21 protein-coding genes and 2 tRNA genes are annotated in these 21,664 nt (G+C 66.6%); 9 read left to right on the top strand and 14 right to left on the bottom strand.

Annotated features, from left to right (window positions below):
* The first annotated feature begins 214 nt into the window (after window positions 1–214).
* Window positions 215–568 carry a metalloregulator ArsR/SmtB family transcription factor gene (locus D107_RS0102725; protein ID WP_026280728.1) on the top strand — a complete coding sequence of 118 codons (354 nt, stop codon included), beginning with the start codon at window positions 215–217 and terminating at the stop codon, window positions 566–568.
* 99 nt (window positions 569–667) lie between these two features.
* Here the strand turns inward: D107_RS0102725 and D107_RS0102720 are convergent, their stop codons facing one another.
* Window positions 668–1,747 carry a lipoate--protein ligase gene (locus tag D107_RS0102720; RefSeq protein WP_018877775.1) on the bottom strand — a complete coding sequence of 360 codons (1,080 nt, stop codon included), beginning with the start codon at window positions 1,745–1,747 and terminating at the stop codon, window positions 668–670.
* Window positions 1,748–1,781: 34 nt separating this feature from the next.
* The gene (locus D107_RS0102715; RefSeq protein WP_018877774.1) at window positions 1,782–3,872 is read right to left on the bottom strand and encodes a TonB-dependent siderophore receptor; all 2,091 of its coding nucleotides are present in this window, start codon (window positions 3,870–3,872) and stop codon (window positions 1,782–1,784) included.
* A 144-nt stretch (window positions 3,873–4,016) separates the two neighbouring features.
* On the opposite strand from D107_RS0102715, the gene D107_RS0102710 reads away from it, so the two are divergent.
* Window positions 4,017–4,649 carry a MarC family protein gene (locus tag D107_RS0102710; protein ID WP_018880717.1) on the top strand — a complete coding sequence of 211 codons (633 nt, stop codon included), beginning with the start codon at window positions 4,017–4,019 and terminating at the stop codon, window positions 4,647–4,649.
* A 67-nt stretch (window positions 4,650–4,716) separates the two neighbouring features.
* Here D107_RS0102710 and D107_RS0102705 read toward each other — a convergent pair whose 3' ends face one another.
* Both D107_RS0102705 and D107_RS0102700 read right to left on the bottom strand, forming a co-directional pair.
* The gene (locus D107_RS0102705; RefSeq protein ID WP_018867376.1) at window positions 4,717–5,217 is read right to left on the bottom strand and encodes a heme-binding protein; all 501 of its coding nucleotides are present in this window, start codon (window positions 5,215–5,217) and stop codon (window positions 4,717–4,719) included.
* A gap of 194 nt (window positions 5,218–5,411) precedes the next feature.
* Window positions 5,412–6,182 carry a hypothetical protein gene (locus D107_RS0102700; RefSeq protein ID WP_018880716.1) on the bottom strand — a complete coding sequence of 257 codons (771 nt, stop codon included), beginning with the start codon at window positions 6,180–6,182 and terminating at the stop codon, window positions 5,412–5,414.
* 165 nt (window positions 6,183–6,347) lie between these two features.
* On the opposite strand from D107_RS0102700, the gene D107_RS0102695 reads away from it, so the two are divergent.
* Window positions 6,348–7,403: an NAD(P)-dependent alcohol dehydrogenase gene (locus D107_RS0102695; protein ID WP_018880715.1), complete on the top strand. Its 1,056-nt coding sequence runs from the start codon at window positions 6,348–6,350 to the stop codon at window positions 7,401–7,403.
* Here the strand turns inward: D107_RS0102695 and D107_RS0102690 are convergent.
* From D107_RS0102690 to D107_RS0102665, 6 genes are all read right to left on the bottom strand, one after another.
* Window positions 7,393–8,040 carry a dienelactone hydrolase family protein gene (locus tag D107_RS0102690; RefSeq protein WP_026280727.1) on the bottom strand — a complete coding sequence of 216 codons (648 nt, stop codon included), beginning with the start codon at window positions 8,038–8,040 and terminating at the stop codon, window positions 7,393–7,395. The two genes, D107_RS0102695 and D107_RS0102690, sit on opposite strands and share 11 nt — an antisense overlap.
* A complete protein-coding gene (locus D107_RS0102685) occupies window positions 8,027–8,680 on the bottom strand; it encodes a phosphoribosyltransferase (protein ID WP_026280726.1) in 654 nt (217 codons plus the stop codon). The genes D107_RS0102690 and D107_RS0102685 overlap by 14 nt, the downstream gene beginning before the upstream one ends.
* 130 nt (window positions 8,681–8,810) lie before the next feature.
* The gene (locus D107_RS0102680; RefSeq protein WP_018867381.1) at window positions 8,811–9,014 is read right to left on the bottom strand and encodes a DUF2892 domain-containing protein; all 204 of its coding nucleotides are present in this window, start codon (window positions 9,012–9,014) and stop codon (window positions 8,811–8,813) included.
* Between the two features lie 123 nt (window positions 9,015–9,137).
* Entirely contained in the window at window positions 9,138–9,341 is a 204-nt protein-coding gene (locus tag D107_RS0102675; RefSeq protein WP_018867382.1) for a DUF2892 domain-containing protein, read from the bottom strand.
* A 199-nt stretch (window positions 9,342–9,540) separates the two neighbouring features.
* A tRNA-Thr gene (locus D107_RS0102670) sits at window positions 9,541–9,616 on the bottom strand.
* Between the two features lie 58 nt (window positions 9,617–9,674).
* A tRNA-Leu gene (locus D107_RS0102665) sits at window positions 9,675–9,761 on the bottom strand.
* A gap of 258 nt (window positions 9,762–10,019) precedes the next feature.
* On the opposite strand from D107_RS0102665, the gene queA reads away from it, so the two are divergent.
* The 5 genes from queA (at window position 10,020) to secF (ending at window position 15,473) form a co-directional block, all read left to right on the top strand.
* Window positions 10,020–11,096 (top strand): tRNA preQ1(34) S-adenosylmethionine ribosyltransferase-isomerase QueA, encoded by a 1,077-nt coding sequence (gene queA, locus D107_RS0102660; protein ID WP_018880712.1) that lies wholly within the window; start codon window positions 10,020–10,022, stop codon window positions 11,094–11,096.
* Window positions 11,086–12,201: a tRNA guanosine(34) transglycosylase Tgt gene (gene tgt / locus D107_RS0102655; RefSeq protein WP_018880711.1), complete on the top strand. Its 1,116-nt coding sequence runs from the start codon at window positions 11,086–11,088 to the stop codon at window positions 12,199–12,201. The genes queA and tgt overlap by 11 nt, the downstream gene beginning before the upstream one ends.
* Before the next feature lie 84 nt (window positions 12,202–12,285).
* Window positions 12,286–12,615 carry a preprotein translocase subunit YajC gene (gene yajC, locus D107_RS0102650; RefSeq protein ID WP_018867385.1) on the top strand — a complete coding sequence of 110 codons (330 nt, stop codon included), beginning with the start codon at window positions 12,286–12,288 and terminating at the stop codon, window positions 12,613–12,615.
* Window positions 12,616–12,640: 25 nt separating this feature from the next.
* Entirely contained in the window at window positions 12,641–14,509 is a 1,869-nt protein-coding gene (gene secD / locus D107_RS0102645) for a protein translocase subunit SecD (protein ID WP_018875361.1), read from the top strand.
* Between the two features lie 16 nt (window positions 14,510–14,525).
* A complete protein-coding gene (gene secF, locus D107_RS0102640; protein WP_018880710.1) occupies window positions 14,526–15,473 on the top strand; it encodes a protein translocase subunit SecF in 948 nt (315 codons plus the stop codon).
* A 96-nt stretch (window positions 15,474–15,569) separates the two neighbouring features.
* Here the strand turns inward: secF and D107_RS0102635 are convergent, their stop codons facing one another.
* The 4 genes from D107_RS0102635 to D107_RS0102620 all read right to left on the bottom strand — a co-directional run bounded on the left by D107_RS0102635 (window position 15,570) and on the right by D107_RS0102620 (window position 19,159).
* Window positions 15,570–16,097, bottom strand: a complete 528-nt coding sequence (locus D107_RS0102635) for a DUF302 domain-containing protein (protein ID WP_038035082.1) — start codon at window positions 16,095–16,097, stop codon at window positions 15,570–15,572.
* Window positions 16,098–16,202: 105 nt separating this feature from the next.
* Window positions 16,203–16,757: a C40 family peptidase gene (locus tag D107_RS0102630; RefSeq protein ID WP_018880708.1), complete on the bottom strand. Its 555-nt coding sequence runs from the start codon at window positions 16,755–16,757 to the stop codon at window positions 16,203–16,205.
* Window positions 16,735–17,535, bottom strand: coding sequence for a hypothetical protein (locus tag D107_RS0102625; RefSeq protein ID WP_018880707.1), 801 nt, complete (start codon window positions 17,533–17,535; stop codon window positions 16,735–16,737). The genes D107_RS0102630 and D107_RS0102625 overlap by 23 nt, the downstream gene beginning before the upstream one ends.
* Window positions 17,536–17,596: 61 nt before the next feature.
* Complete coding sequence (locus tag D107_RS0102620; RefSeq protein WP_018880706.1) at window positions 17,597–19,159, bottom strand: bifunctional aminoglycoside phosphotransferase/ATP-binding protein; 1,563 nt, start codon at window positions 19,157–19,159, stop codon at window positions 17,597–17,599.
* Window positions 19,160–19,299: 140 nt separating this feature from the next.
* Here D107_RS0102620 and mrcB point away from each other — a divergent pair, with 140 nt between their 5' ends.
* Window positions 19,300–21,654: a penicillin-binding protein 1B gene (gene mrcB, locus D107_RS0102615; RefSeq protein ID WP_018880705.1), complete on the top strand. Its 2,355-nt coding sequence runs from the start codon at window positions 19,300–19,302 to the stop codon at window positions 21,652–21,654.
* Window positions 21,655–21,664: the final 10 nt, after the last annotated feature.

The following is a 21,664-nucleotide window of genomic DNA, read 5'->3' as shown; positions in this document are numbered from 1 at the left end:
CGTTCCTGGGCGGGGACGAGATCGAACGTGATGCTGATCGTCCCTCGTTTGGAGGCCAGGCGCGCGGGCGGACCGAATCGTTTTCGGGCGCCGCCGAAATATCCAATGGGCTCGCTGCGTCTTACCGGTGGGGCCGCATATGGCTTGCTCGGTCGAATTGCCCAACCTGCGTGGTCGGGATATAGTTCGCCAACCCTGATTTGCTGGATGCAATATGTCGCTTAAACCAACGGATTTGTTCAACCTGCTGGCGGACGAGACACGGCTGCGGTCGCTGTTGCTGATGCAGGCGGAAGGGGAACTGTGTGTGTGCGAGCTGACGCATTCTCTGGAGATGTCCCAGCCGAAGGTGTCGCGTCACCTGGCGGCCTTGCGTCAGCACAAGGTGGTGCGGACGCGGCGGGAGAGCAACTGGATCTATTACCGGATTGCGTCCGATTTGCCGGAGTGGGCGGGCGCGACCCTGCAGGCCGCCGAACGCGCGGCGGCGGGAGCGGAGCCCTATGCGGGGGACCGGGTGCGCCTGGCTACCGCGCCCAGCCGTGCCGAGTTCCTCGACTCGGCTTGATCAGCGCACCGCCCGAACAAGCGGCATGACGCAAAACGGCCGGCGCCCCGTGCAGGGCGCCGGCCGTTTTCGTTTGCACCACCTGTGGTGCAGGGCGGATCAGTGCGGTTCGCGGTGGACGCAGGCCAGGATCGCGGTGGCGATGTCGCCGGGTTCGATACCCGGGGCATCCAGGCCGATCTCCTGCATGCAGGCGGTCGCGGCGGTTTGCAGGGCCTCCTGGTCCAGCGGCTGGCCGTGCAGGGCGTCGGCGATGCGGTCCATGCCGTCTTCCGGGAAGACCGTGAAATCGCCGGACAGCAGGAGATCCGCGATGTGATCGTCCTTCTCCATGAGCTGGGCCCGGATCAGGCCGCCGGCGGCCTTGTGGGCCCCCTCGGTCAGGTGGGTGCCCGCGGCGATCTTGACGCCCATCTCCACGAATTTGCGGCCCTTGCGGTAGGTCCATTCAGGGTCCGTGAGCTCGGCCATCTGTTCCTCGATGGCGGCGGTTTCCTCGGCGGTGGGCTCGCTCATCTCGACCTCGACGTCGAGATCGCTGGCCACCCGTTTCAGGAAGGCGTCGCGCACGGTCTCGCGGTCCGGCATCTCCCCGAGTTCGCGGGACAGCGTGGTGATGTAGTCCTCCATGCCGGCGCGCAGCTTGTCGCGGAACTTCTCCGACGGCACCTTGAGGCAGCGCGCCATGGTGGCGGTGTCGAAGTCGAACATGAAGCTGCCGACCATCACGGTGGCATTGCCGATACTCGCCGCACCCGTGCCACCGATCTTGCGGCCGGCCACGTGGATGTCGTTGACCGGACGGAAGGTCGCGTTCACGCCCAGGTCCTGATAGGTGTTGATCACCGGGTCAATGAACTTCTTGTAGATGTCCGAGACGATCCGCGGCGCCTTTGACGACGGATAGATGAAGTGGAAGAACATCTGATTGTGGTCCAGATAGACCGCACCACCGCCAACGTGACGGCGGATGATGGGCAGGTTCTGTTCCTTGCAGAAGTCCTCGTCCGCCTCCAGGGCGATCTCCTGGTGCAGGCCCACGCAGACGTAGGGATCGTCCGGGTTGACCAGGGTGAGCACCGGGTCGTCGTCCTTGCCCATGGCCTCGGCGATGCCGTGGTAGACGGCCTGGGAGCGCACGGCCGGCTGCTGGCCGAAGTCGATTACGCGTAAACGCATAGCGGTTTCCTTGTCTTTTTCGTGAGGCGGTCGCTCAGAATTCTGCATTCCAGGTGAGCCCGAAGCTGCGGCCCGGGGCCCAGATGTCCTGGACACCGTTGGCCGGGTCCAGGCGGGCTTCGGTCATTTCGTTGACATGCTCGCGGTAGGTCTTGTTCGCGATGTTGGTCACGCTGAAGGTGATCTCGTTGGAACGAAAGCCCGCGCTGGGCCCGAAGCGGTAGCCTACGGCGAGGTCGGCGGTGGCGAACCCGGAGGTGTTGCGCTCGGTTCCGTCGGTGAACGTGTCCGCCGTGCGGCTCTGACTCGCTACGGCGCGCACACGCGCATCCCACTGCCAGCCCTGGGCCACGGTATGGCTCAGGCCGATGCTGGCCTCCGGCGGCGGCATCTGGGTCAGCGGTTCGTCGAAGCGGCTGTCGCGGTTCTGCCCGCGGATCCACGTGCCGCTTGCGTAGCCGGTGATCGCGTCGGTGAAGGCGTGCTCCACCAGAGCCTCGACACCATGGATGCGCGCCTCGTCGAGGTTGATGGTTTGCTTGAATCCGGGTGCAGTAACCTGGCCACCGATATAGTCGCGGATGCGGCTCTCGTAGGCAGAGACGGTGTAAGAGGTCGCGCCGATGTTGCCGCGGGCGCCCACCTCGAAGGTGCGGTTGCGTTCCGGATCCAGCTGCGGATTGCTCTGCCAGGTGAAGCCGTCGCTATAGGGATATGTCAGGTAGCGCTCCAGCAGACTGGCGGAGCGATAGCCCTCGGACAGGCTGAAGTACGGGTTGAAGGCCTCGTCAAGGTGCCAGGTGAGCCCGGCCGACCAGCTGAAGTTGCGATCGGTCTTGTCCAGCGGTTCGGAAACCCCCATGGCGGCATCGGCGCTTCCGCGCACCTCGTCATAACGGGCGCCAAGGTTGACGGTCGCCCAGTCAAGGTAAGTCTCGTGCTGGATGAAGACGCCGGCGGACTCGATCTTTCCGTTTTCGACTAGCGGCATCCTAATTACGGGCTCGTAATCGGGGGGAGCACCCACAAAGGAAACTGGGCTGGCTTGCAGGCGCCAGGCTTCGGCCCCGACCAGCAGGATTTGGTCATCGGTGGGGACCAGTTCGGTCTGCACGCGAAGGCCGTCCGTCGTGAAGTCAGTATCGGAAGTCCTGTAGTCCTGTTGCAGGCGTTCGCTCCAGTCGTAGTTCCCGCGGGAGAGTTCCTGTCGATACATGGAAGCCTCTACTCGCGGTGCCCAGGCACCGCCCAATTCGCCTTCATAGCTCAACTCGACGAGATCACGTGTCTGGCGCGGTGTGTAGTGCGTATTCACACCTGCCGGGCGCTGCCCGTCGTTCGGCGTAAAGGTGCGCGAGGCGAGGTACCAGACGTCCTTGCGTTCGTCGCGCTGGGCGCGGAACTGGACCTCGTGGCCCGGCGCCAGCTTGCCGCGATAGCGCAGGTGGTAGGCGTTCTGTTCGGTGCCGGAATCGCGCAGGCGGTCGCCGTCGCCGTTCTTGTAGTCGTCGGTGTTCAGGTAGGCGGTGGAGAGGTCCAGCACGTTGCGGTCGTTGGAGACGGTCACGCCTACCGCGCCGCGGATGCCGTCATCCACCGAGGTGACACCGAGGCGCGAGAAACCACGGGTCTCGGGCTCCTCGGTGAAGTCGCCGCCGCGGGTGATGATGTTGATCACGCCGCCCATGGCGCCGGCGCCATAGAGTACGGAGCCCGGACCGCGCACGATCTCGATGCGTTCGATCAGGTCCACGTTCACGTAGGACGCCAGTGAGCCACGCGCCGGCGGCTGCATGGCGTTGATGCGTACGCCGTCCACCAGCACCAGGACCTGGTCGCGCTTGAGGCCGCGGATGATCGGATCGGAGCCCACCGATCCGTCCACCGCGGTGGCGATACCCGGCTGGCCCCGCAGCAGATCGCCCAGGGTGCGCGCCTCGCGGTTGCGGATCTCGCTGGACTCGATCACGGTGACCGAGGCGGGGGTCTCGTCGATCAGCGTCTCGTAGCCCGTCGCCGTGACCGACACGGTGCCCAGAGTGTGCGCGGCGTCCTGGGCGTGGGCAAGGGCGGGTGACGCAAGCAGACTGGCCAGCGTCAGCTGACCGACAACACGACGTTTCATGGCTGGATGGCTCCCCAATCGGTATTTCAGAGCGCGCTAAAGTAGGTTCGTGAAACACGAAGGGCAACTTACACCTCGAAGTGTCGGGCTCATTCAGGTTTGTGCCATGCCCCCCGGAAGGGGCCGCGAGAGGAGGGATCCGCCATGCTGGAACTGGGAATCGTCGCGCTGACCACGTTCTTCGTGACCATCGGGCCTGTGGATGTGGCGGTGGTGTTCGCGGTGCTCAGTCAGGGCATGAGCGCGGCCCAGCGGCGAGCCATGGCGATCCGCGGGGCGCTGGTGGCCGGCGGTATTCTCCTGCTGTTCGCGCTGGTCGGGGAGGCGCTGCTTTCGATTCTGGGCATTTCGCTGGCGGCGCTGTATACCGCAGGCGGCATCCTGCTGCTGCTGATCGGGATCGACATGGTGTTCGCCCGCAGTTCCGGCGGCGTCTCAGCGACGCCGGCGGAGACGCAGGAGGCCCGGACGCGCAAGGACCTGTCGATCTTCCCGCTGGCGACGCCGTTGCTGGCCGGCCCCGGCGCCATGGGGGCCGCCATTCTGATGATGAGCCGGGCCGAGGGCGATCCCGCCGCTCAGGCGGTGGTGCTGGGCGCGCTGGTCGCCGTGATGGTCCTCGCGCTGGTGTGCCTTCTGGTGGCCTCGCGGCTGCAGCACTGGCTGGGCGTGACCGGGGCGCATGTGCTGACGCGCATCCTGGGGGTCCTGCTGAGCGCGCTGGCCATGCAGTTCATCTTTGACGGGTTGCAGCGCAGCGGTTTGCTGGCGGCCTGAAGGGATCGAGGGGATCTCGAGCGGGGGCCTTGCCGCCCGTGGCGGCAAGGCCCCCACGTCACGTGGATCAGAGCAGGTCGTCGGCGATCGCGTCCATGCCGGCGGCCGCGCATTCATCGTCGATCTGACCGCTGGGCGCGCCGGAGATGCCGATGCCGCCGATAATGCGGCCCCCGGCCATGATCTGCTTGCCCCCGCCCAGGATGCTGACCCGGGGCAGATGCTGGATCCCGTAACCGGCCGCGCCGGGATCGGTCATTTCGCGCAGTTCCAGGGTGTCGGTGCGGAAGCTGACGGCGGTCCAGGCCTTGCTGATAGCGGTGTCCACGGTATGTGGCCCGGCGAAGCGATCACGCTTGAGCGCCTGGGGCGTCCCGTGGCGGTCCACCACCGCCGCGGTCACCTGGGTGTCGCGATCGCGGCAGGCCTGTACCGCCGCCTCGGCGGCCTTGACCGCGAGTTCGGGGATCAGGGTGGGGGTATCGAACGTCCCCTCGCTGGCGTGCAGCGGCGCGGCAGCCAGTACGAGGGCGATGGGGGCGGCAAGAGCGTAGCGCAGAGTCTTCATTACGGGCCTCCAGGGAGCCGGGGTTTCGCACCCTGATCACTAGATCGCCCGGTCATGCCCTTCAAGCGGTCCACGATGCGCGCGGACCGGCTGCTCAGCCTGCTTGAGGAAACGATCTGTTTCGCCGGCAAGTTACTGTGTTTTCTTTATAAAACGCATCAAATAACGCTGGCGCGAGTGGTGGTCGAGCTGGCTCAGGCCGCGCCGCTGGCGACTTCGCGATCACGGCGGGCGAGGTCGCGCAGGGCATGGCGCAGGGCGGGCCGAAGCGGGGTATTCAGATGGGCGCGGGCGCGTCCCGGCGGTATCCCCTGATCGCGGCAGAACAGACCCAGGGCATAGGCAAGATCATCGCGGGACAGCGCGGCTTCACGTTCGGCAGACGGGCCCTTGCAGGCACCGCACTGATTCACGCGGACCTGAAAGGCGGTATTGGCCAGCATTACGCCGAAGCCCATGCGGGTGGCCAGAAGCTCCGCGATGTGCGCCTCGTTGCCTTCCAGGGCCGGTGGGGTCTGGCGCGCCGTGGCGAGCAGACGCAGGGCGATCTCGCGTGCGAAGTGGGCGATCAGGGCCTGGGAATGGGAGACCAGTTCCGGATCGTAGGGGATACCCACTCTCGCGCTCTGGGCTGTCGCTCCGCTCCGGGCGGCGCGGGCTGTGCCCATGGCGTCCCACGGGACCGGGGCGTCCATCAGGTTGCCGGGATGCGAGAGCCGAAACGGGCCGTCGGCGAGCCCGGCATGCTCCAGAACGCGATCAAATACCAGCTGTGCCATCGCCTGCCGGTTGTCCGCCTGGCCGGGGAAGTGCTCGGCCGTGGGCAATACCAGGTGTGCTTTGCGCAGAAGCGGGCCCAGGTGGGGTTCGTTCCCGGCCCAGTCGAAGATCGCGTGGATCCAGGCACGGCTTTCCGGGTCGAGGGCCGGCGCGCGTTGAAACAGGCGGGGGATGAGCGAGATCACATGCGATCCTGAACGGCGGATGTAGCCTTATTGTACGGCAGGCGATCGTCGGGTCGCGATCGCAAGGCTCGGCCCAAGTGACCAGGCGGACGGCCTGCTATGTTCGATAAACAGGTTGCGCATGAAGCCGGATGCAGCAACTGGCCACAACCCGAGGAGGCGAGCATGAGTACGATGAAGGTGGCGGTTTTCGTCGAGCCGGGTCGGATCGAGATCCAGGATCGGCCTATCCCGGAGATCGGGCCGACGGATGCCCTGCTGCGGGTGACGACCACCACGATCTGCGGGACCGATATTCATATCCTCAAGGGCGAGTATCCCGTTGAGGCTGGACGCATCGTCGGGCACGAACCCGTCGGGGTGATCGAACAGCTGGGGAGCGCGGTGACCGGCTACGAGGTGGGCCAGCGTGTGATCGCGGGGGCCATTACGCCCTGTGGGCAGTGCCATTCCTGTCAGGAAGGCATCTCCAGTCAGTGCGGTGGCAAGGCCATGGGTGGCTGGCAGCTGGGGAACACGATCGATGGCTGCCAGGCGGAGTACGTGCGTATTCCCAACGCTCAGGCCAACCTGACCCCGGTGCCGGACGGGCTCAGTGACGAGCAGGTCCTGATGTGCCCCGACATCATGAGCACGGGTTTCGGCGGTGCGGAGAGCGGGCACATCCATATCGGCGACACGGTGGCGGTGTTCGCCCAGGGCCCGATCGGCCTGTGTGCCACGGCCGGTGCCAAGCTGATGGGCGCGACCCGGATCATCGTGGTCGATGGCGTGCCGGAACGCCTGGAGACCGCCCGCAAGCTGGGCGCGGATGTGGCGATCAACTTCCACGAACAGGACCCGGTCGAAGCGATCATGGACCTGACCGGGGGCCGCGGGGTGGATGTGTCCATCGAGGCCCTGGGGCAGCAGGAAACCTTCGAGGCCTGCCTGCGCATCCTGAAACCGGGCGGGACGCTATCCAGTCTCGGGGTGTATTCGGGCAAGCTTTCGATGCCGCTGGATGCAATCGCGGCCGGACTGGGGGACCACACCATCGTGACGACACTGTGCCCCGGCGGGAAGGAGCGCATGCGGCGGCTGATGGAGGTGGTCGCTTCGGGGCGCGTGGACCTGACGCCGATGGTGACGCACCGCTACAAGCTGGCCGATATCGAGGCCGCCTACGACCTGTTCTCGCATCAGCGCGACGGCGTGCTGAAAGTGGCGATCACGCCGTAGGGAGCCACTGACGGAACCAGGCCGCCGCGAGGTCCGCCGCCTGCTCCAGCGTGCCGGGTTCCTCGAACAGATGGGTGGCACCGGGGATGATCTCCAGATCGCAACGGGCGTGCATCAGCGCCTGCGCCTGGCGATTGAGCTGGATGACGGTGGTGTCGAGGCCGCCCACGATCAGCAGCGTGGGGCTTTCCACCCGTTGCAGGGCGTTACCCGCCAGGTCCGGACGGCCGCCGCGCGAGACGACCGCCCGGATCGCTTGTGGCGCGGCCGCGGCGGCCCGCAAGGCAGCGGCCGCGCCGGTGCTGGCGCCGAACAGTCCCAGCGGCAGGGCTGCCAGGGTGGGCTGTGCCGTCGCCCATTGGCAGGCCTGCACCAGCCGCCGGCCGAGCAGCTCGATGTCGAAGCGGTTGGCGTAGGCCCGGTCCTCCTCCTCGGTCAGGAGGTCGAACATCAGGGTGGCCAGGCCGCTGTCCTGCAGGGTGCCGGCGACCTGGTGATTGCGAGGGCTCAGGCGGCTGCTGCCGCTGCCATGCGCGAAAATGACCAGCCCAATGGGCGACCCGGGCAGGTCGAGGATGCCCTGGTGGGGATCGCCATCCAAGACGAGGCTTACGTTACGGTCCTCAGCGGGAGACATCGGGTCGTTGCGACTGGTGGACCGAGGCGAGCAAGGCGATGACTTCGTCATCCGAGGTCTGCTCGAAATCTTCGTAATAAGCCCCGACGGACCCGCGAAAATATTCCGGGATATCCAGGGTGACCAGTTCGTCTGCCTCGGTTTCCAGCATCGCGGCGGTCTCCGCCGGCGCGACGGGGATGGCCACGACGAGGTGGCGGGGCCGGCGCTGGCGGGCGTCGCGGATCGCCGCGCGCATGGTCAGGCCAGTCGCGATCCCGTCATCGACGATGATGGCCAGTTTGCCGGTCACATCCGGCGGGGGTGTGGTGCAGTACAACTCGCGCCGGCGCCGGGCCTCCGAGCGCTCGTGCGCTTCCGCCTGCTCCAGCCAGTCGGGATCCACGCGCTCCGCCTCGCGCGGATTGCAGACCCGTTCGCCGTGTTCCGGTACGGCACAGATGGCGTACTCGGGGTGGAACGGGTGACCGATCTTGCGCGGGATCAAAAGGTCCAGCGGCATGCCCAGGTGCCGGGCGACCACAGCGCCCAGCGGCACCCCGCCTCGTGGCAACGCATAGACGACCCCGGGCTGACCTCGATAACGGTCCAGGGCGCGGGCGAGCCGCTCACCGGCTTCATTGCGGTCTCGGAAGCGCATGCGGGCACCTCGCGCAGGGGGTTATTCCCGTGAGTGTAGGCCACCGTATCGCGCACCGGGGAACGCCAAAAGAAAAGGCCCGGGGCCAATGGCGCCCGGGCCTCGCGAGGAGATGGTCTGGTCGAGGGGCTTAGTTGAAGGCTTCCCCGGGCTTCACGCCCATGGCCTTCAGGATCATCGCCAGCGGGCAGAAGCCGGTGAAGGCGGACTGCAGCAGGTTGAAGCCAACGAACAGGGTCAGGATCAGCCACATCGGGGTGAAGAGCCAGGCGAGGATGGCGCTGATGATCACGACGGTGCCGGCAAAGGCGAGGACGATGCGGTCAATGCTCATGGATGATGCCTCCGGGTTTCGTATTAGTGATCGCTAATATGTAGTCTGTCGCCCGTGATTACAAGGGGTGCGGGGCGGTCGCACCCTACGGGGAACGTTGAGCCCAAAGTGGCCTGTAGGGACTCAGCGGAAGATCTCGCCAGGCTTCAGCCCCATCGACTTCAGGATCATGATCAGGGGGCAGAAGCCGGTAAACGCGGCCTGAATCAGGTGGACGCCGATAAAGGCCGCGAGCAGCAGCCACCAGGGGCTGACCAGCCAGGCGAGCAGGGCACTGACCAGCACGACGATCCCTGCGAACAACATGAAAAAGCGGTCTGTGGACATGATGACGCCTCCTTGGGGCAGAGCCCGAGGGGGTTGTCTGCGGGGCGTAGCCCGGGGGAAAGCCGGGCCTGCTGACTCGGCTTCCCTGTGGGGCGCCTCTGGACAACCTCGTATCTCCGAGATTACACCCCGCGGGGCGATCGTCAAGGTAGGGATGTGCGTCAGGAGAGAACACCACTGGCTGTGGGAGCCCGAAAAATGGAGCCGGCGACAGGAGTCGAACCTGCGACCCTCTGATTACAAATCAGATGCTCTACCAACTGAGCTACACCGGCCTGGTGTCGGGGAGTCGTGCGCCCCGGGCGAGCCCTGGCGGAGGGCCCGAGAAAATGATGGTGCCGGGAGCGAGAATCGAACTCGCACTCTGTTGCCAGAACCGGATTTTGAGTCCGGCGCGTCTACCAGTTCCGCCATCCCGGCTTGTGGGGTGCCGGAGAGATGCCGATGGGTTGGCGTCTCCCCGTGGCACACGGATGTGCCGTCGGAATCGCCCTCAACGGGGGTGGATTCCAAAGCAGGCTGCAAAACGCGTTTGCAGCGCTGCGCGCGCTGAAAAAGCCAGGTCGACTTTGTTCAGCGCGAGCGTAGTGTAGCGCAGGTTCCCCGTGGCAGAAACGGGCTTCGCGGGCCGGGGCATGCCGCGCCGCGCTGGCGTGGCGCGTGGTAGCATCGCGCGCCATGCGTGTTGCCGACTTTGATTACGAGCTCCCGCCGGAGCTGATTGCCCAGTATCCGCTGCCGGACCGTGTGGGGTCGCGCCTGCTGGTGCTGGAGGACGAGCGCCCGCGGGATGCCGGGTTTGCGGAGATCGAGGACCTGCTGCGCCCGGGCGATCTGCTCGTGCTGAACGACACCCGCGTGATCCCGGCGCGAGTATTCGGGCAGAAGGAGAGCGGGGGCCGGGTCGAGGTGCTGGTCGAACGCATCGAATCGACCGGGCAGGTACTGGCCATGGTCCGGGCCAGCCGAGCGCCAAAGGTGGGGACCCGCCTGCGGCTCGCGGATGCTTTCACGGTCGAGGTGACCGGGCGCGAGGGGCCGTTCTTCCGGCTGGTTCTGGTGGAGGCCGGGGACGTGCTGGCTCTGTTGCGCACGCACGGCCATGTGCCACTGCCGCCGTATATCGAGCGGGCTGACGAGGCCCAAGACGCGGATCGCTACCAGACGGTGTTCGCCCGCCGCGAGGGTGCGGTCGCCGCCCCCACCGCGGGGCTGCATTTTGACGACGCGCTGCTCGCGCGGCTGCGGGAGGCGGGGGTGGAGACGGCGACGGTGACCCTGCATGTGGGGGCCGGGACCTTCCAGCCAGTCAAGGTGGAGGACACCGCCGCGCACGAGATGCATGCGGAGTGGCTGGAGGTCTCGCCCGAGGCCTGCGCCGCCGTGGCGGCGTGCAAGGCCCGCGGCGGGCGTGTGGTGGCAGTGGGCACGACATGCGTGCGCTCGCTGGAGACCGCAGCGGCCGGGGGCGCGCTTGAGCCGTTCCAGGGCGAGACGCGGCTGTTCATCCAGCCGGGCTACACGTTCCGCGTGGTGGACCGGATGGTGACCAATTTTCATCTGCCACAGAGCACGCTGCTGATGCTGGTGGCTGCGTTCGCGGGCTATCACCGGATCCTGGATGCCTACGCCCATGCGGTCGCGCAGCGGTACCGGTTCTTCAGTTACGGCGATGCGCTGTGGCTGGCGCCGGGGCGGGCCGATGACCTCCCGCCCAGCCTGAGCGCTGATACCGGAGGCTCCGATGGAGTTTGAAAACCTGGCCGCCGATGGCCCGGCGCGGCGCGGCCGCCTGCATTTTCCGCGCGGGACGGTCGAGACGCCCGCATTCATGCCGGTGGGGACCTACGGCACGGTCAAGGCGATGACCCCCGAGGAGCTGCGCGAGCTCGGGGCGGAGATCATCCTGGGCAACACCTTCCACCTGATGCTGCGGCCGGGCACGGAGGTGATCCGGGCGCATGGCGATCTGCACGACTTCATGCACTGGGAGGGACCGATCCTGACCGATTCCGGGGGATTCCAGGTCTTTTCGCTGGCCGAGATGCGCAAGATCTCGGAGGAGGGGGTGCGTTTCCAGTCGCCGGTGGATGGCTCGAAGGTACTGATGACGCCGGAGTCGTCGATGCAGGTGCAGCGCGAGCTGGGCTCGGACATCGTGATGATCTTCGACGAGTGCACGCCGTACCCCGCCACGGAGGACGAGGCCCGTCGGTCCATGGAATTGTCCCTGCGCTGGGCGGCACGTTCGCGCGCGGCGCATGGCGACAACCCGGCGGCCCTGTTCGGGATTGTGCAGGGCGGGATGTACCCCGAGCTGCGCCGGGAATCGGCGGAAGGCCTGCAGGCGATCGGCTTTGACGGCTACGCGATCGGGGGATTGTCGGTGGGCGAGCCGGAGGACGAGCGGCTGCAGACCCTGGACGTGACCCTGCCGCTGTTGCCGCCGGATCGCCCACGCTACCTGATGGGGGTGGGACGACCGGAGGATATCGTCGAGGCAGTGCGTCGCGGCGTGGACATGTTTGACTGCGTGATGCCCACCCGCAACGCGCGCAACGGTTTTCTGTACACCCGCGAGGGCGTGCTGCGCATACGCAATGCCCGTTTTCGCGAGGATACCGGGCCGATCGACCCGGAATGCGGGTGCTACACCTGTCGTCACTATTCGCGGGCCTATCTCAAGCACCTCGACAAGTGCAACGAGATCCTCGGCTCGCGCCTGGCGACCACCCACAATCTGCATTACTACCAGGACCTGATGCGCGGAATGCGCGAGGCAATCGCGGCGGGGACGCTCGAGGCGTTCGTCGGCGATTTCTACGCGCGGCGCGGCATGGACGTCCCGCCTGTGCCATAATCCGCGCGTTATTTTTTGCGCCGTCCGGCTGCGCTTTTCGCGGCGGGGCGGGGCTCGACCCGAACCGACAGACGGAGTGTTTCGATGGACTTTCTGATTTCTGCAGCGCATGCCCAGGAAGGCGGAGCCGCCGGCGGCGGCATGATCGAGTTCCTGATCATGATCGTCATTTTCTTCGCGATCATGTACTTCCTGATCATCCGCCCGCAGAGCAAGCGCGCCAAGGAACATCGCAACATGGTCGAGGCGCTCTCCAAGGGCGACGAGATCGTCACCAACGGCGGTGTGGCCGGCAAGATCACCGAGGTCAGCGACGACTTCATCAAGGTTGATATCGCCGATGGCGTAAACGTGGCCGTGCAGAAGCAGTCGGTCGCCTCCGTGATGCCCAAGGGCACGCTCAAAGACCTTTAAACCCCGCCCTTCAGGGTCTCCGAATATGCGCAATTCCTATCCGGCGTGGCTGTACGCCCTGATCGTCGTGGTCGTTCTGGGTGCGGGGCTGTACGCCGCGCCCAACCTGTTTCCGGAGGACCCCTCGGTCCAGATCGGGAATCCGATGACCGGCGAGATCGACGAGAACATCCGGGACCTCATGGGCACCATCCTGGGTGCCCAGGGCGTGACGCCGAAGCAGGTCGAGGAGCAGGACGACGGCCAGATATTGCTGCGCTTCGAGACCACCGACGAGCAGTCGGCCGCCGCCGAGATTCTGCGCAACGCCCTGGACGACAACCATACGGTGGCCCTGAACCTGGCCCCGGCCACGCCGAACTGGCTGCGGGCGATCAATGGCCAGCCGATGGCTCTGGGCCTCGACCTGCGCGGCGGGGTGCACTTCCTGATGGAGGTGGATCTGGAGGCGGTGATCGGCACGGCGATGGAGCGCTACGCGAACGAGTTGCGCGGGCGCATGCGCGACGAGCGTCTGTCCTTTGACACGATCGAACGCAGCTCCAGCGACCTCACCGTGATGTTCGGCAACGAGGCGAACTATGAAGCGGCCGAAAGCTGGCTGACCCGCGAGTACCGCGGCGAACTGGAGTGGGACGTCCGCGGCTCCGGCGACTCCATCCGGATGGTGGCGACGCTGGACGACGACCACCTGACCGAACTGCGGCGGCAGGCCCTGCAGCAGAATATCTCGACCCTGCGTTCGCGCGTCGATGAACTGGGCGTGGCCGAGCCGATCATTGCCCAGCAGGGCGAGAACCGCATCGTCGTGCAGCTTCCGGGGGTGCAGGACACCGCCAGGGCCAAGGAGGTGCTGGGTGCGACGGCGACGCTGGAGTTCCGCCTGGTATCGGAATCCGGGGACCCGATGGAGGCGGCGGAGTCCGGCCGTGCGCCGTCGGGCACGCGTCTGTATCGCGAGCGTGACGGGACGCCGGTGCTGCTGCAGCGCCAGGTCATGCTGACCGGTGACTACATCACCGACGCCTCTTCCGGTATTGCGCAAGACACCGGCGGGCCGGCCGTGTTCATTAACCTGGATGGCCAGGGGGCGCGGATCTTCTCGCGGGTGACCTCGGACAACGTGGGGCGCCTGATGGCCTCGGTGTTCATCGAGACGACCACCGAGACGGTGGAGGAAGACGGTGAGCAGGTCCTGCGGACCTCGCGCAGCGAAGAGGTGATCAACGTTGCGCGCATCAATGAGCCGCTGGGTCGGCGCTTCCAGATCTCGGGACTCGACAGCACCCGCGAGGCGCGCAACCTCGCGCTGCTGCTGCGTGCCGGGGCGCTGGCCGCGCCGATGTCCATCGTGGAAGAACGCACGGTCGGGCCAAGCCTGGGGCAGGAGAACATCGACCGCGGCATGCAGTCGGTGGTGATCGGCTTTATCGCCGTGATGATCTTCATGATCCTCTACTACCGCGTGTTCGGCCTGATCGCGAACGTGGCACTGGCCCTGAACCTGATCTTCATCGTGTCGGTGCTCTCGATGCTGCAGGCGACATTGACCCTGCCGGGGATCGCCGGGATCGTGCTGACGGTCGGTATGGCGGTGGACGCCAACGTGCTGATCTTCGAGCGCATACGCGAGGAGATCCGCAACGGATTGTCACCACAGGCGGCGATCTCGTCCGGCTATGACCGGGCCTTCACGACCATCGCGGACGCCAACGTGACGACGCTGATTGCGGCCCTGGTGCTGTTCCTGTTCGGTACCGGTCCGATCAAGGGCTTCGCGATAACGCTGTCGATCGGGATCATCGCTTCGATGTTTACCGCGATCATCGTGACCCGCGCCATCGTCAATCTGACCTACGGGCGCCAGCGCCGGCTGACGCGCCTGGCCATCTGAGCGCCGGGAGACCCGCATGCTTCCGCATCTGAATTTCGCCGAATCGAACATCGATTTCCTGGGCAAGCGCAAGATCACGATCGCCATCTCGCTCATCCTGATCCTCGCTTCCATCGCCATGCTCGCAACCCGCGGCTTGAACTTCGGGATCGACTTTACCGGGGGTACCCTGGTGGAGGTCGGCTATCCCGAGGCGGTCGAGCTGGATCCGATCCGTGAGACCCTCGCGGCCGGGGGCTTTGCCGGGGCCCAGGTGCAGACCTTCGGGACCTCGCGCGATGTGCTGATCCGTCTGCCGCCAAGCGAGGATGACGACGATCCGGCCATGCTGTCCAACCGCGTGCTGAATACGCTGCAGGATGGTGGACCGCAGGACCCGGACCTGCGTCGGGTGGAATTTGTTGGCCCGGCGGTCGGGGAGGAGCTGCGCGAGCAGGGCGGCCTGGCGATGATCTATGCCCTGGCGGGCATCCTCATCTACGTGGCGGTTCGCTTCGAGTGGCGGTTCTCCATCGGTTCGGTGCTGGCGCTGGTGCACGACGTCCTGATCACCCTGGGGATCTTTTCGTTGCTGCAGCTGGAGTTCGACCTGGGCGTGCTGGCAGCGGTACTGGCGGTGATTGGTTACTCGCTGAACGACACCATCGTCGTCTACGACCGAATACGCGAAAACTTCCGGGTCCTGCGCAAGCAGGGGACGGAGCAGGTGATGAACAACGCCGTCAACAAGACCCTGGCGCGTACCATTGTGACGAGTGCTACGACCCTGCTGGTACTGTTCTCGCTCGCGTTCCTCGGGGGGGCTGCACTGCAGAACTTCTCGATCGCCCTGATCATCGGGGTCATTGTCGGGACCTACTCGTCCATCTTTATCGCGGCGACGGCGGCCTTGATGCTGGGCGTTGACCGTCAGGTCCTGCTGCCGGTGAAGAAGGAAGGGGCCGAGGAAGATCAGACGCCCTGAGGGGGGCGTCACACCGGGTTGCACGTTGCGGCCCGGAAAGAGAAAGCCCGGAGCCGCAAGGCCCGGGCTTTTTTCGTGTTGGACGGGCCGCCTGGTTCAGAAGGACAGGGCGTTCTGCACGATGCGGTCGACCAGTTTGTTGACGTCGCGCAGGGCTTCCGCGGAGGCCTCGTCGCCGATCTCCGGGACGCGCTGGTAGCCCACGTAGATGGTACCGGGCTCGTCGGAGAGTTCGTAGATTGCGATCACGTAGGGGCAGAAGGTGATGTTGTGAGGGTCCGCATCCATGGTCGCGCGCGAGTAGGTGGCGCTGCAGAAGTCCACGGACATGCCGTTCAGGTACAGGCCTTCGCCACTTTCCTGGTCGGCGGTGCGGTCCAGCATGTCGGCAATGTAGCCGCGATTGTTGATCACCAGTCCCTCTGCGGCGATGGCGTCCTCGATCATCTCGTAGTAGAAGTCGAACTCGCCCTCGATGCTGTACACCACGCGTTCCTCGGTCTCGATCACGGTCTCGGGGCCGAATGCGTGCGCGGTGCTGGTGACGAAGCCGACGCCAAGCCCGAGGGTGATGGCGAGGGCCGAGGTTCGCAATGCGCGTGTTACGGGGTTGGTCGTTTTCATGGTTCCTTCCTCAGGTAGCGGGTTCGAAGGCTGGTTGAGCGGGAGCGGGTTGTGCCGCCAGCGCCCGTCGGGGCGGCCGGCAGCGCAGTTTCCGGGGTGCCGGTTTCAGTCGAAAAAGTGACCGGCAAAACGGGTTCGGGGTGCCCAGTAGGGGTTGTCCAGTTGCTCGATACGCACCTGGCCCCGGGAGCTGGGTGCATGTACGAAACGTCCGTCTCCCACGTAGACCCCGACGTGATCGATTTGACTCCCGTTGATCGCGAAGAACACGACGTCACCCGGCGCCGGGGCGCCGTCGCGCCGCGTGGCGGCCCGGGCCTGGTCGCGAGTGGTGCGCGGTACGCTGCGACCGGCCTCGCGGTAGGCGCGCTGCACCAGGGCGGAACAGTCGAGTCCGGAGGCGTCGGTTCCCCCGTAGCGATAGGGCGTGTCCAGGTGCCCCAGGGCCGTGAGGACGACCTCCGAGCGCTCCAGACCGGCCTCGGGCGCGGGACTCATCCGCCCCTGCGGCAGCGGCTGAGGGGTGGCGATGGTGGTGGCGGTCTCCGTGCCGCGCGGCTCGGGGCCGGCGCTGCAGGCCGCGAGGAACAGCAGCCCGCTGCCTACCAGGGCGAGGGGCAGGAGGCGCGGGACGGCGTCAGAAAAGGTCGCGTTCGGCATAGCGCTCGGGGACGGTGAAGAGCTCGGGGCTCAGGTCGTCGGTGGAGATGCCCGCGAGGCGAGTGGTCACGCCGTCGTGTTCGCTGACCTCCAGGGGGATGCCATCCACGCGCGGCAGCAGGGATGCGCCCATCTGCGAGGCCATCGGGCCACCGGCCTCGAGGGCGCTGAGGGACAGCTCATACAGGCGATCCATCAGGGCGCCCAGGGTGGCGAAGTCGTGTTCCTCCAATCCCAGACGGGCCGGGTCCGACACGCAGACCGTACTCTGCACCTGACCGTCGATCAGGACCTCGTGCTCGTCACAGACGAAATCGCCGATCTCGCGCTGCTCGCCGGTGGTCCGGGTGCTGATTTCGGCATCGAAGCCTTCCGCGCCGATGCCCAGTTGCTCTTCCAGTTGCTGGCGCACCTCCGGCGGAAGCTGCTCCATCTGGCGACGCAGATCGCTGACCATATCGGTCATCGCGCGCATTTGCTGGTCCATAACCTCGCGGGTCAGCGGGGTGTAGGTCTGTTCGGTATCGTCCACGACGGTCAGCTGGTCGTTGGTGGCGTCGAACAACATATAGCCGGAGGTGCCGCTGATCGCCTCGTTCAGCTCCATGCGAACGATGTCACCGCGCACCAGGATCTGGCTCTCCAGCCCCTCGTCGTCCACATAGTGGAGCAGGGCATCGGCCTGGGCCGCAGAGCCCAGCGCCAGCAGCCCGCAGGCGGCGAGCGGTGTAAGGGCCTGGCGGAGGCGGTCGAACGGGCCAGTACGGCAACGATGCATGGGGGTGTCTCCGGTTTCCGGGCGGACTGTGGTGCTCGTGGGCCTCATTGTAGCGCGTTGCTCAGGTTGCGACGGGCTGGAGCAGGCGGTGCGCGAGGGCATCGGGGTCGAGCGGTGCATCCGGGGCGACCTCGATGCAGCCTTCGGCATCGGTCGGCCATTCCTGTTGGGGCTGCTGCTGTTGCATGACCTCGATACCGGCATCCGAGGCGTCGGTGCCCGCGCGAGCGCGGCGCTCCAGGCGCTCGCGCAGAACGTCTTCGCGCGCCTGGCAGGCGACCACGGCGAACCCGGCCGCATGGCGCCGGGCCAGGGCCTGGAACGGAGCACGTTGCTCGCGGGTGAGGAAGGTGGCATCCACGACGACGGTCAGTCCGAGCGACAGCAGGCGTTCCGCGCGCTGCAACAGGTGTTCGTAGATCCGGGCGCGCCCGGCGGCGCTGTAGTCCACCGGCTCCTCCATCCGCTTGCGCTCGATGTCGGAGCGCAGCCGGATCGCCCCCAGGGCCTCCAGCACCTGGGTACTGACGACGGTCTTGCCACTGCCGGAGACGCCGTGCATCAGGACGAGGCGCGGCGAGCCAGCCTCGGTCAACCGGTCCGCGAGGGCGAGGTAGCGACTCATCTCCGCCCGGTGGGCCGCTTGTTCATCGGACGGCAGCTGGGGCTCGGCTCCGTGTATGCCCTGGACCTTGGCCCGGATCAGGGCACGGTAGACCTGGTACAGCGGCAGCAGGGCAAGACCATCGAAGTCTTCGCGCCCCTCGAGATAGGCATTCAGCAGCCGCCAGGCATGGGCGCGGGAGCGGCGGGCCAGGAGATCCATGGTGGTGAAGGCGATCTCGGACATCACGTCGATCCAGCGCAGGGCGGGGTCGAATTCGATGGCGTCGAAGGCGACCGGGACCTCGTCGCCATCCTCGTTCGTGACGTAGACCAGGTTCCCGAGGTGCAGGTCACCATGGCCGTGGCGCACGAACCCGGCATCATGTCGTTCCTGAAGAAGGGGCCACAGCCGATTGATTTCCTTGCGGGTCCATTGTTCCAGGCGCTCGAGGCGCGCCCGATCCGAGGCGCCGTTGACCGATTCGGAGAGGGCCGGGAAGTTGTCCAGCATGGGCTGGGTCGCGGCCTCGGCGGTCCCGTACTCGGATTGAGCATCGGTCCGCTCGGTGCGCTCATGGAAGGCCGCGATGTAGTGACCGAGCGCATCCATGGCCGCCGTGGGGAGCCGGTCCCGCTCCAGTAGTCGGTCGAGCTGGCGCTCGCGGTCGAAGCGGCGCATGCGCACGGCATAGTCGAGCACGGGGCCGGCGCCATTGATGACCGGATGCGCGTCGTCACCATTGAGGGTCACGACCTCCCGATAGAGCTGGGGCGCCAGGCGGCGGTTAATCTCCAGCTCGGTCTCGCAGTAATGGCGGCGGGCGTCCAGCGTGGTGAAGTCGAGAAAGCCGAGATCCAGCGGTTTCTTGAACTTGTAGGCCTCGTCGCCGGCGAGGATTACGGTGGAGATATGGGTCTCGATGGTCCGAACCGCTCCGGTGTCCGGCAGGGGCGTCGGGAAGCCGTTGCCCTGGACCAGTTGGCGCAGGCGTTTCTGGTGCTGTTCCAGTTCGGTCATGGGGGCTCCGCTTGGAGGTTCAGGCGGGCGAGCGTCGGCGCCGGATGTTTTTCCCGGAATCGCCGGGCATGCACCCGTTTTTGCTTGTCGGTCAGGTTACCATTGCAGCCGTTCCGGTCACGTCGCCCCCCAGCCAGTCCATGCCACGAAAGAGCCGCCAGCGTCCCCGTCATCGAAACGCGCCCCGCAGGGGGCGGGTCCGGCGCCTGCTGGGCGCGGGGGGCTGGACCCTGGCCGGCCTGCTGCTGGCCGCCGTGGGGATCGGGGGGCTCTATGTCCATCATCTGGACCGCGAGATCCGCGAACGGTTCGAGGGCCAGCGCTGGGCATTGCCCGCCCGGGTGTATGCGCGGCCGCTGGAGCTGTATGCCGGCCGCCCGCTGACGGCGGATGCGCTGGAGATGGAGCTGCGCGCGCTGAACTACCGCGAGACGCCGGAGGGTTCGGGCCCGGGCGAGTTTCACGTCAGCGGCGGTACCGTGCGGCTGACCACCCGGCCGTTCACGTTTGGGGACGGACCGGAGCCGGCCCATTCGGTACGCGTGCGCCTGGCGAACGGCCGGGTGCAGTCGGTGGCGGAGCAGTCCGGGGGCCGCAATGTGGACCTGATGCGGGTGGAGCCGTTGCTGATTGGCAGCATCTATCCGACCCATGGTGAGGATCGCATCCTGGTCGATATCGACGAGGTACCGCGCGAGCTGATCGGGGCGCTGCTGGCGATCGAGGACCGGCGGTTCATGTCGCATCGCGGGATTGATCCGGTGGGCATCGGGCGCGCGGCGGTCGCCAACCTGCGTGCCGGGCGCACGGTCCAGGGGGGCAGCACGCTGACCCAGCAGCTGGTCAAGAACTTCTACCTGACGCGCGAGCAGACGCTGAGCCGCAAGCTGAATGAAGCGGTGATGGCCCTGTTGCTGGAACACCGCTACGACAAGCGGGAGATCCTCGAGGCGTATCTGAACGAGGTGTTCCTCGGGCAGACCGGCGAGCGGGCCATCCACGGCTTCGGCCAGGCGGCCCAGTTCTACTATCAGCGTCCATTGAACGAACTGCGCCTGGATCAGCTGGCGCTGCTGGTCGGTCTGGCGCGGGGAGCGAGTTATTACGATCCGCGCCGCTTCCCCGAGCGGGCCACGCAGCGCCGCGACCGGGTCCTGGAGGCGATGGCGGAGACCGGTCTGGCGAGCCGCGAACGCGTGGACCGGGCCCTGGCAACCGCACTTGATGTCTCCCCGGTGATGCCGGAGGGGCGCAGCCGTTTCCCGGCCTTTCTCGACCTGGTGCGGCGGGAGCTGCGGGCCGACTACGCGGACGAGGATCTGCGCAGCGAGGGCCTGCGGATCTTCACGACCATGGATCCGGTGGTGCAGATGCGGCTGGAGGACCGCCTGGTGCGGGGCGTGGACGAGCTGGTCCGGAGCCGCGGGGGCGGTTCCGACCTCGACAGCCTTCAGGCCGCGGCGGTCGTGACCGATCCGCAGGCGGGCGAAGTGCTGGGGGTGGTGGGGGATCGCAACCCGCGCTATCCCGGGTACAACCGGGCCGTGGAGGCCCAGCGCCAGGTGGGGTCGGTGATCAAGCCGTTCGTCTATCTCGCGGCCCTGACCAACCCGGATCGTTACACCCTGGCGACCCTCCTGGATGACAGCCCGCTGACCCTGCAGCTGCCGCACGGGGAGCCCTGGACGCCGCGCAATTTCGATCGCGAGAACCGGGGGACGGTCACGGCCTGGGAGGCCCTGGTGCAATCCTACAACGTGGCGACCGTCCGCCTTGCGGAGGAGATCGGTATTTCCCAGGTTGTCAACCTGCTGCAGACGCTGGGGCTGCAGCGGACGCCGGCCCCGTTGCCTTCGCTGGCGCTGGGCGCGATCGAGCTGTCACCGCTGGAGGTGGCCGGGCTCTACCAGGCGCTGGCGAACGGCGGCTACGCGACGGGTACCCGGGTGATTCGGGATGTCCTGGATCAGAACGACGAGGTCCTGTCCCACTACGGCCTTTCACTCCAGGGGGCGGTGTCGGATGGTTCCGTGCGCGTCCTGACCCATGCCCTGCACGACGTGACTCGCGAGGGGACCGGGCGGCGGATCGCGGCGCGGCTGAACGGTCAGGTGGTGGCTGGCAAGACCGGTACCACGAACAACTTCCGGGACAGCTGGTTCGCCGGCTTCGATGATCGGCATGTGGCGGTGGTCTGGCTGGGGATGGACGACAATCGCCCGACTGGGCTCACCGGTGGCGTCTCCGCCGCGCCGGTCTGGGCGGAGATCATGGCGGGGGTAGGCGTGCAGTCCCTGCGGCTGGACGGCCACCCCGGCGTGGGCTATCAGGAGGTGGACCTGGCCTCCGGCCTGCGGGTGGAAAACGAGGACCATGCCTGCGAGGCGGTGAAGACGCTGCCGTTCTGGCAGAATTCGGGGCCCGAAGGGCGCGCCGAGTGCGACCTGGGCAGTGATTCCGGCTCGCAGGGCTGGTTCGAGAGGTTATTTCGGTGAAGATGTTCCG

Source organism: Thioalkalivibrio sp. ALE30 (genome assembly GCF_000377465.1).
In the GTDB taxonomy this organism is placed as follows: Bacteria; Pseudomonadota; Gammaproteobacteria; order Ectothiorhodospirales; family Ectothiorhodospiraceae; genus Thioalkalivibrio.
The sequence above is the reverse complement of the archived record's forward strand: the minus strand, read 5'-3'. Positions and strand labels throughout refer to the sequence as shown.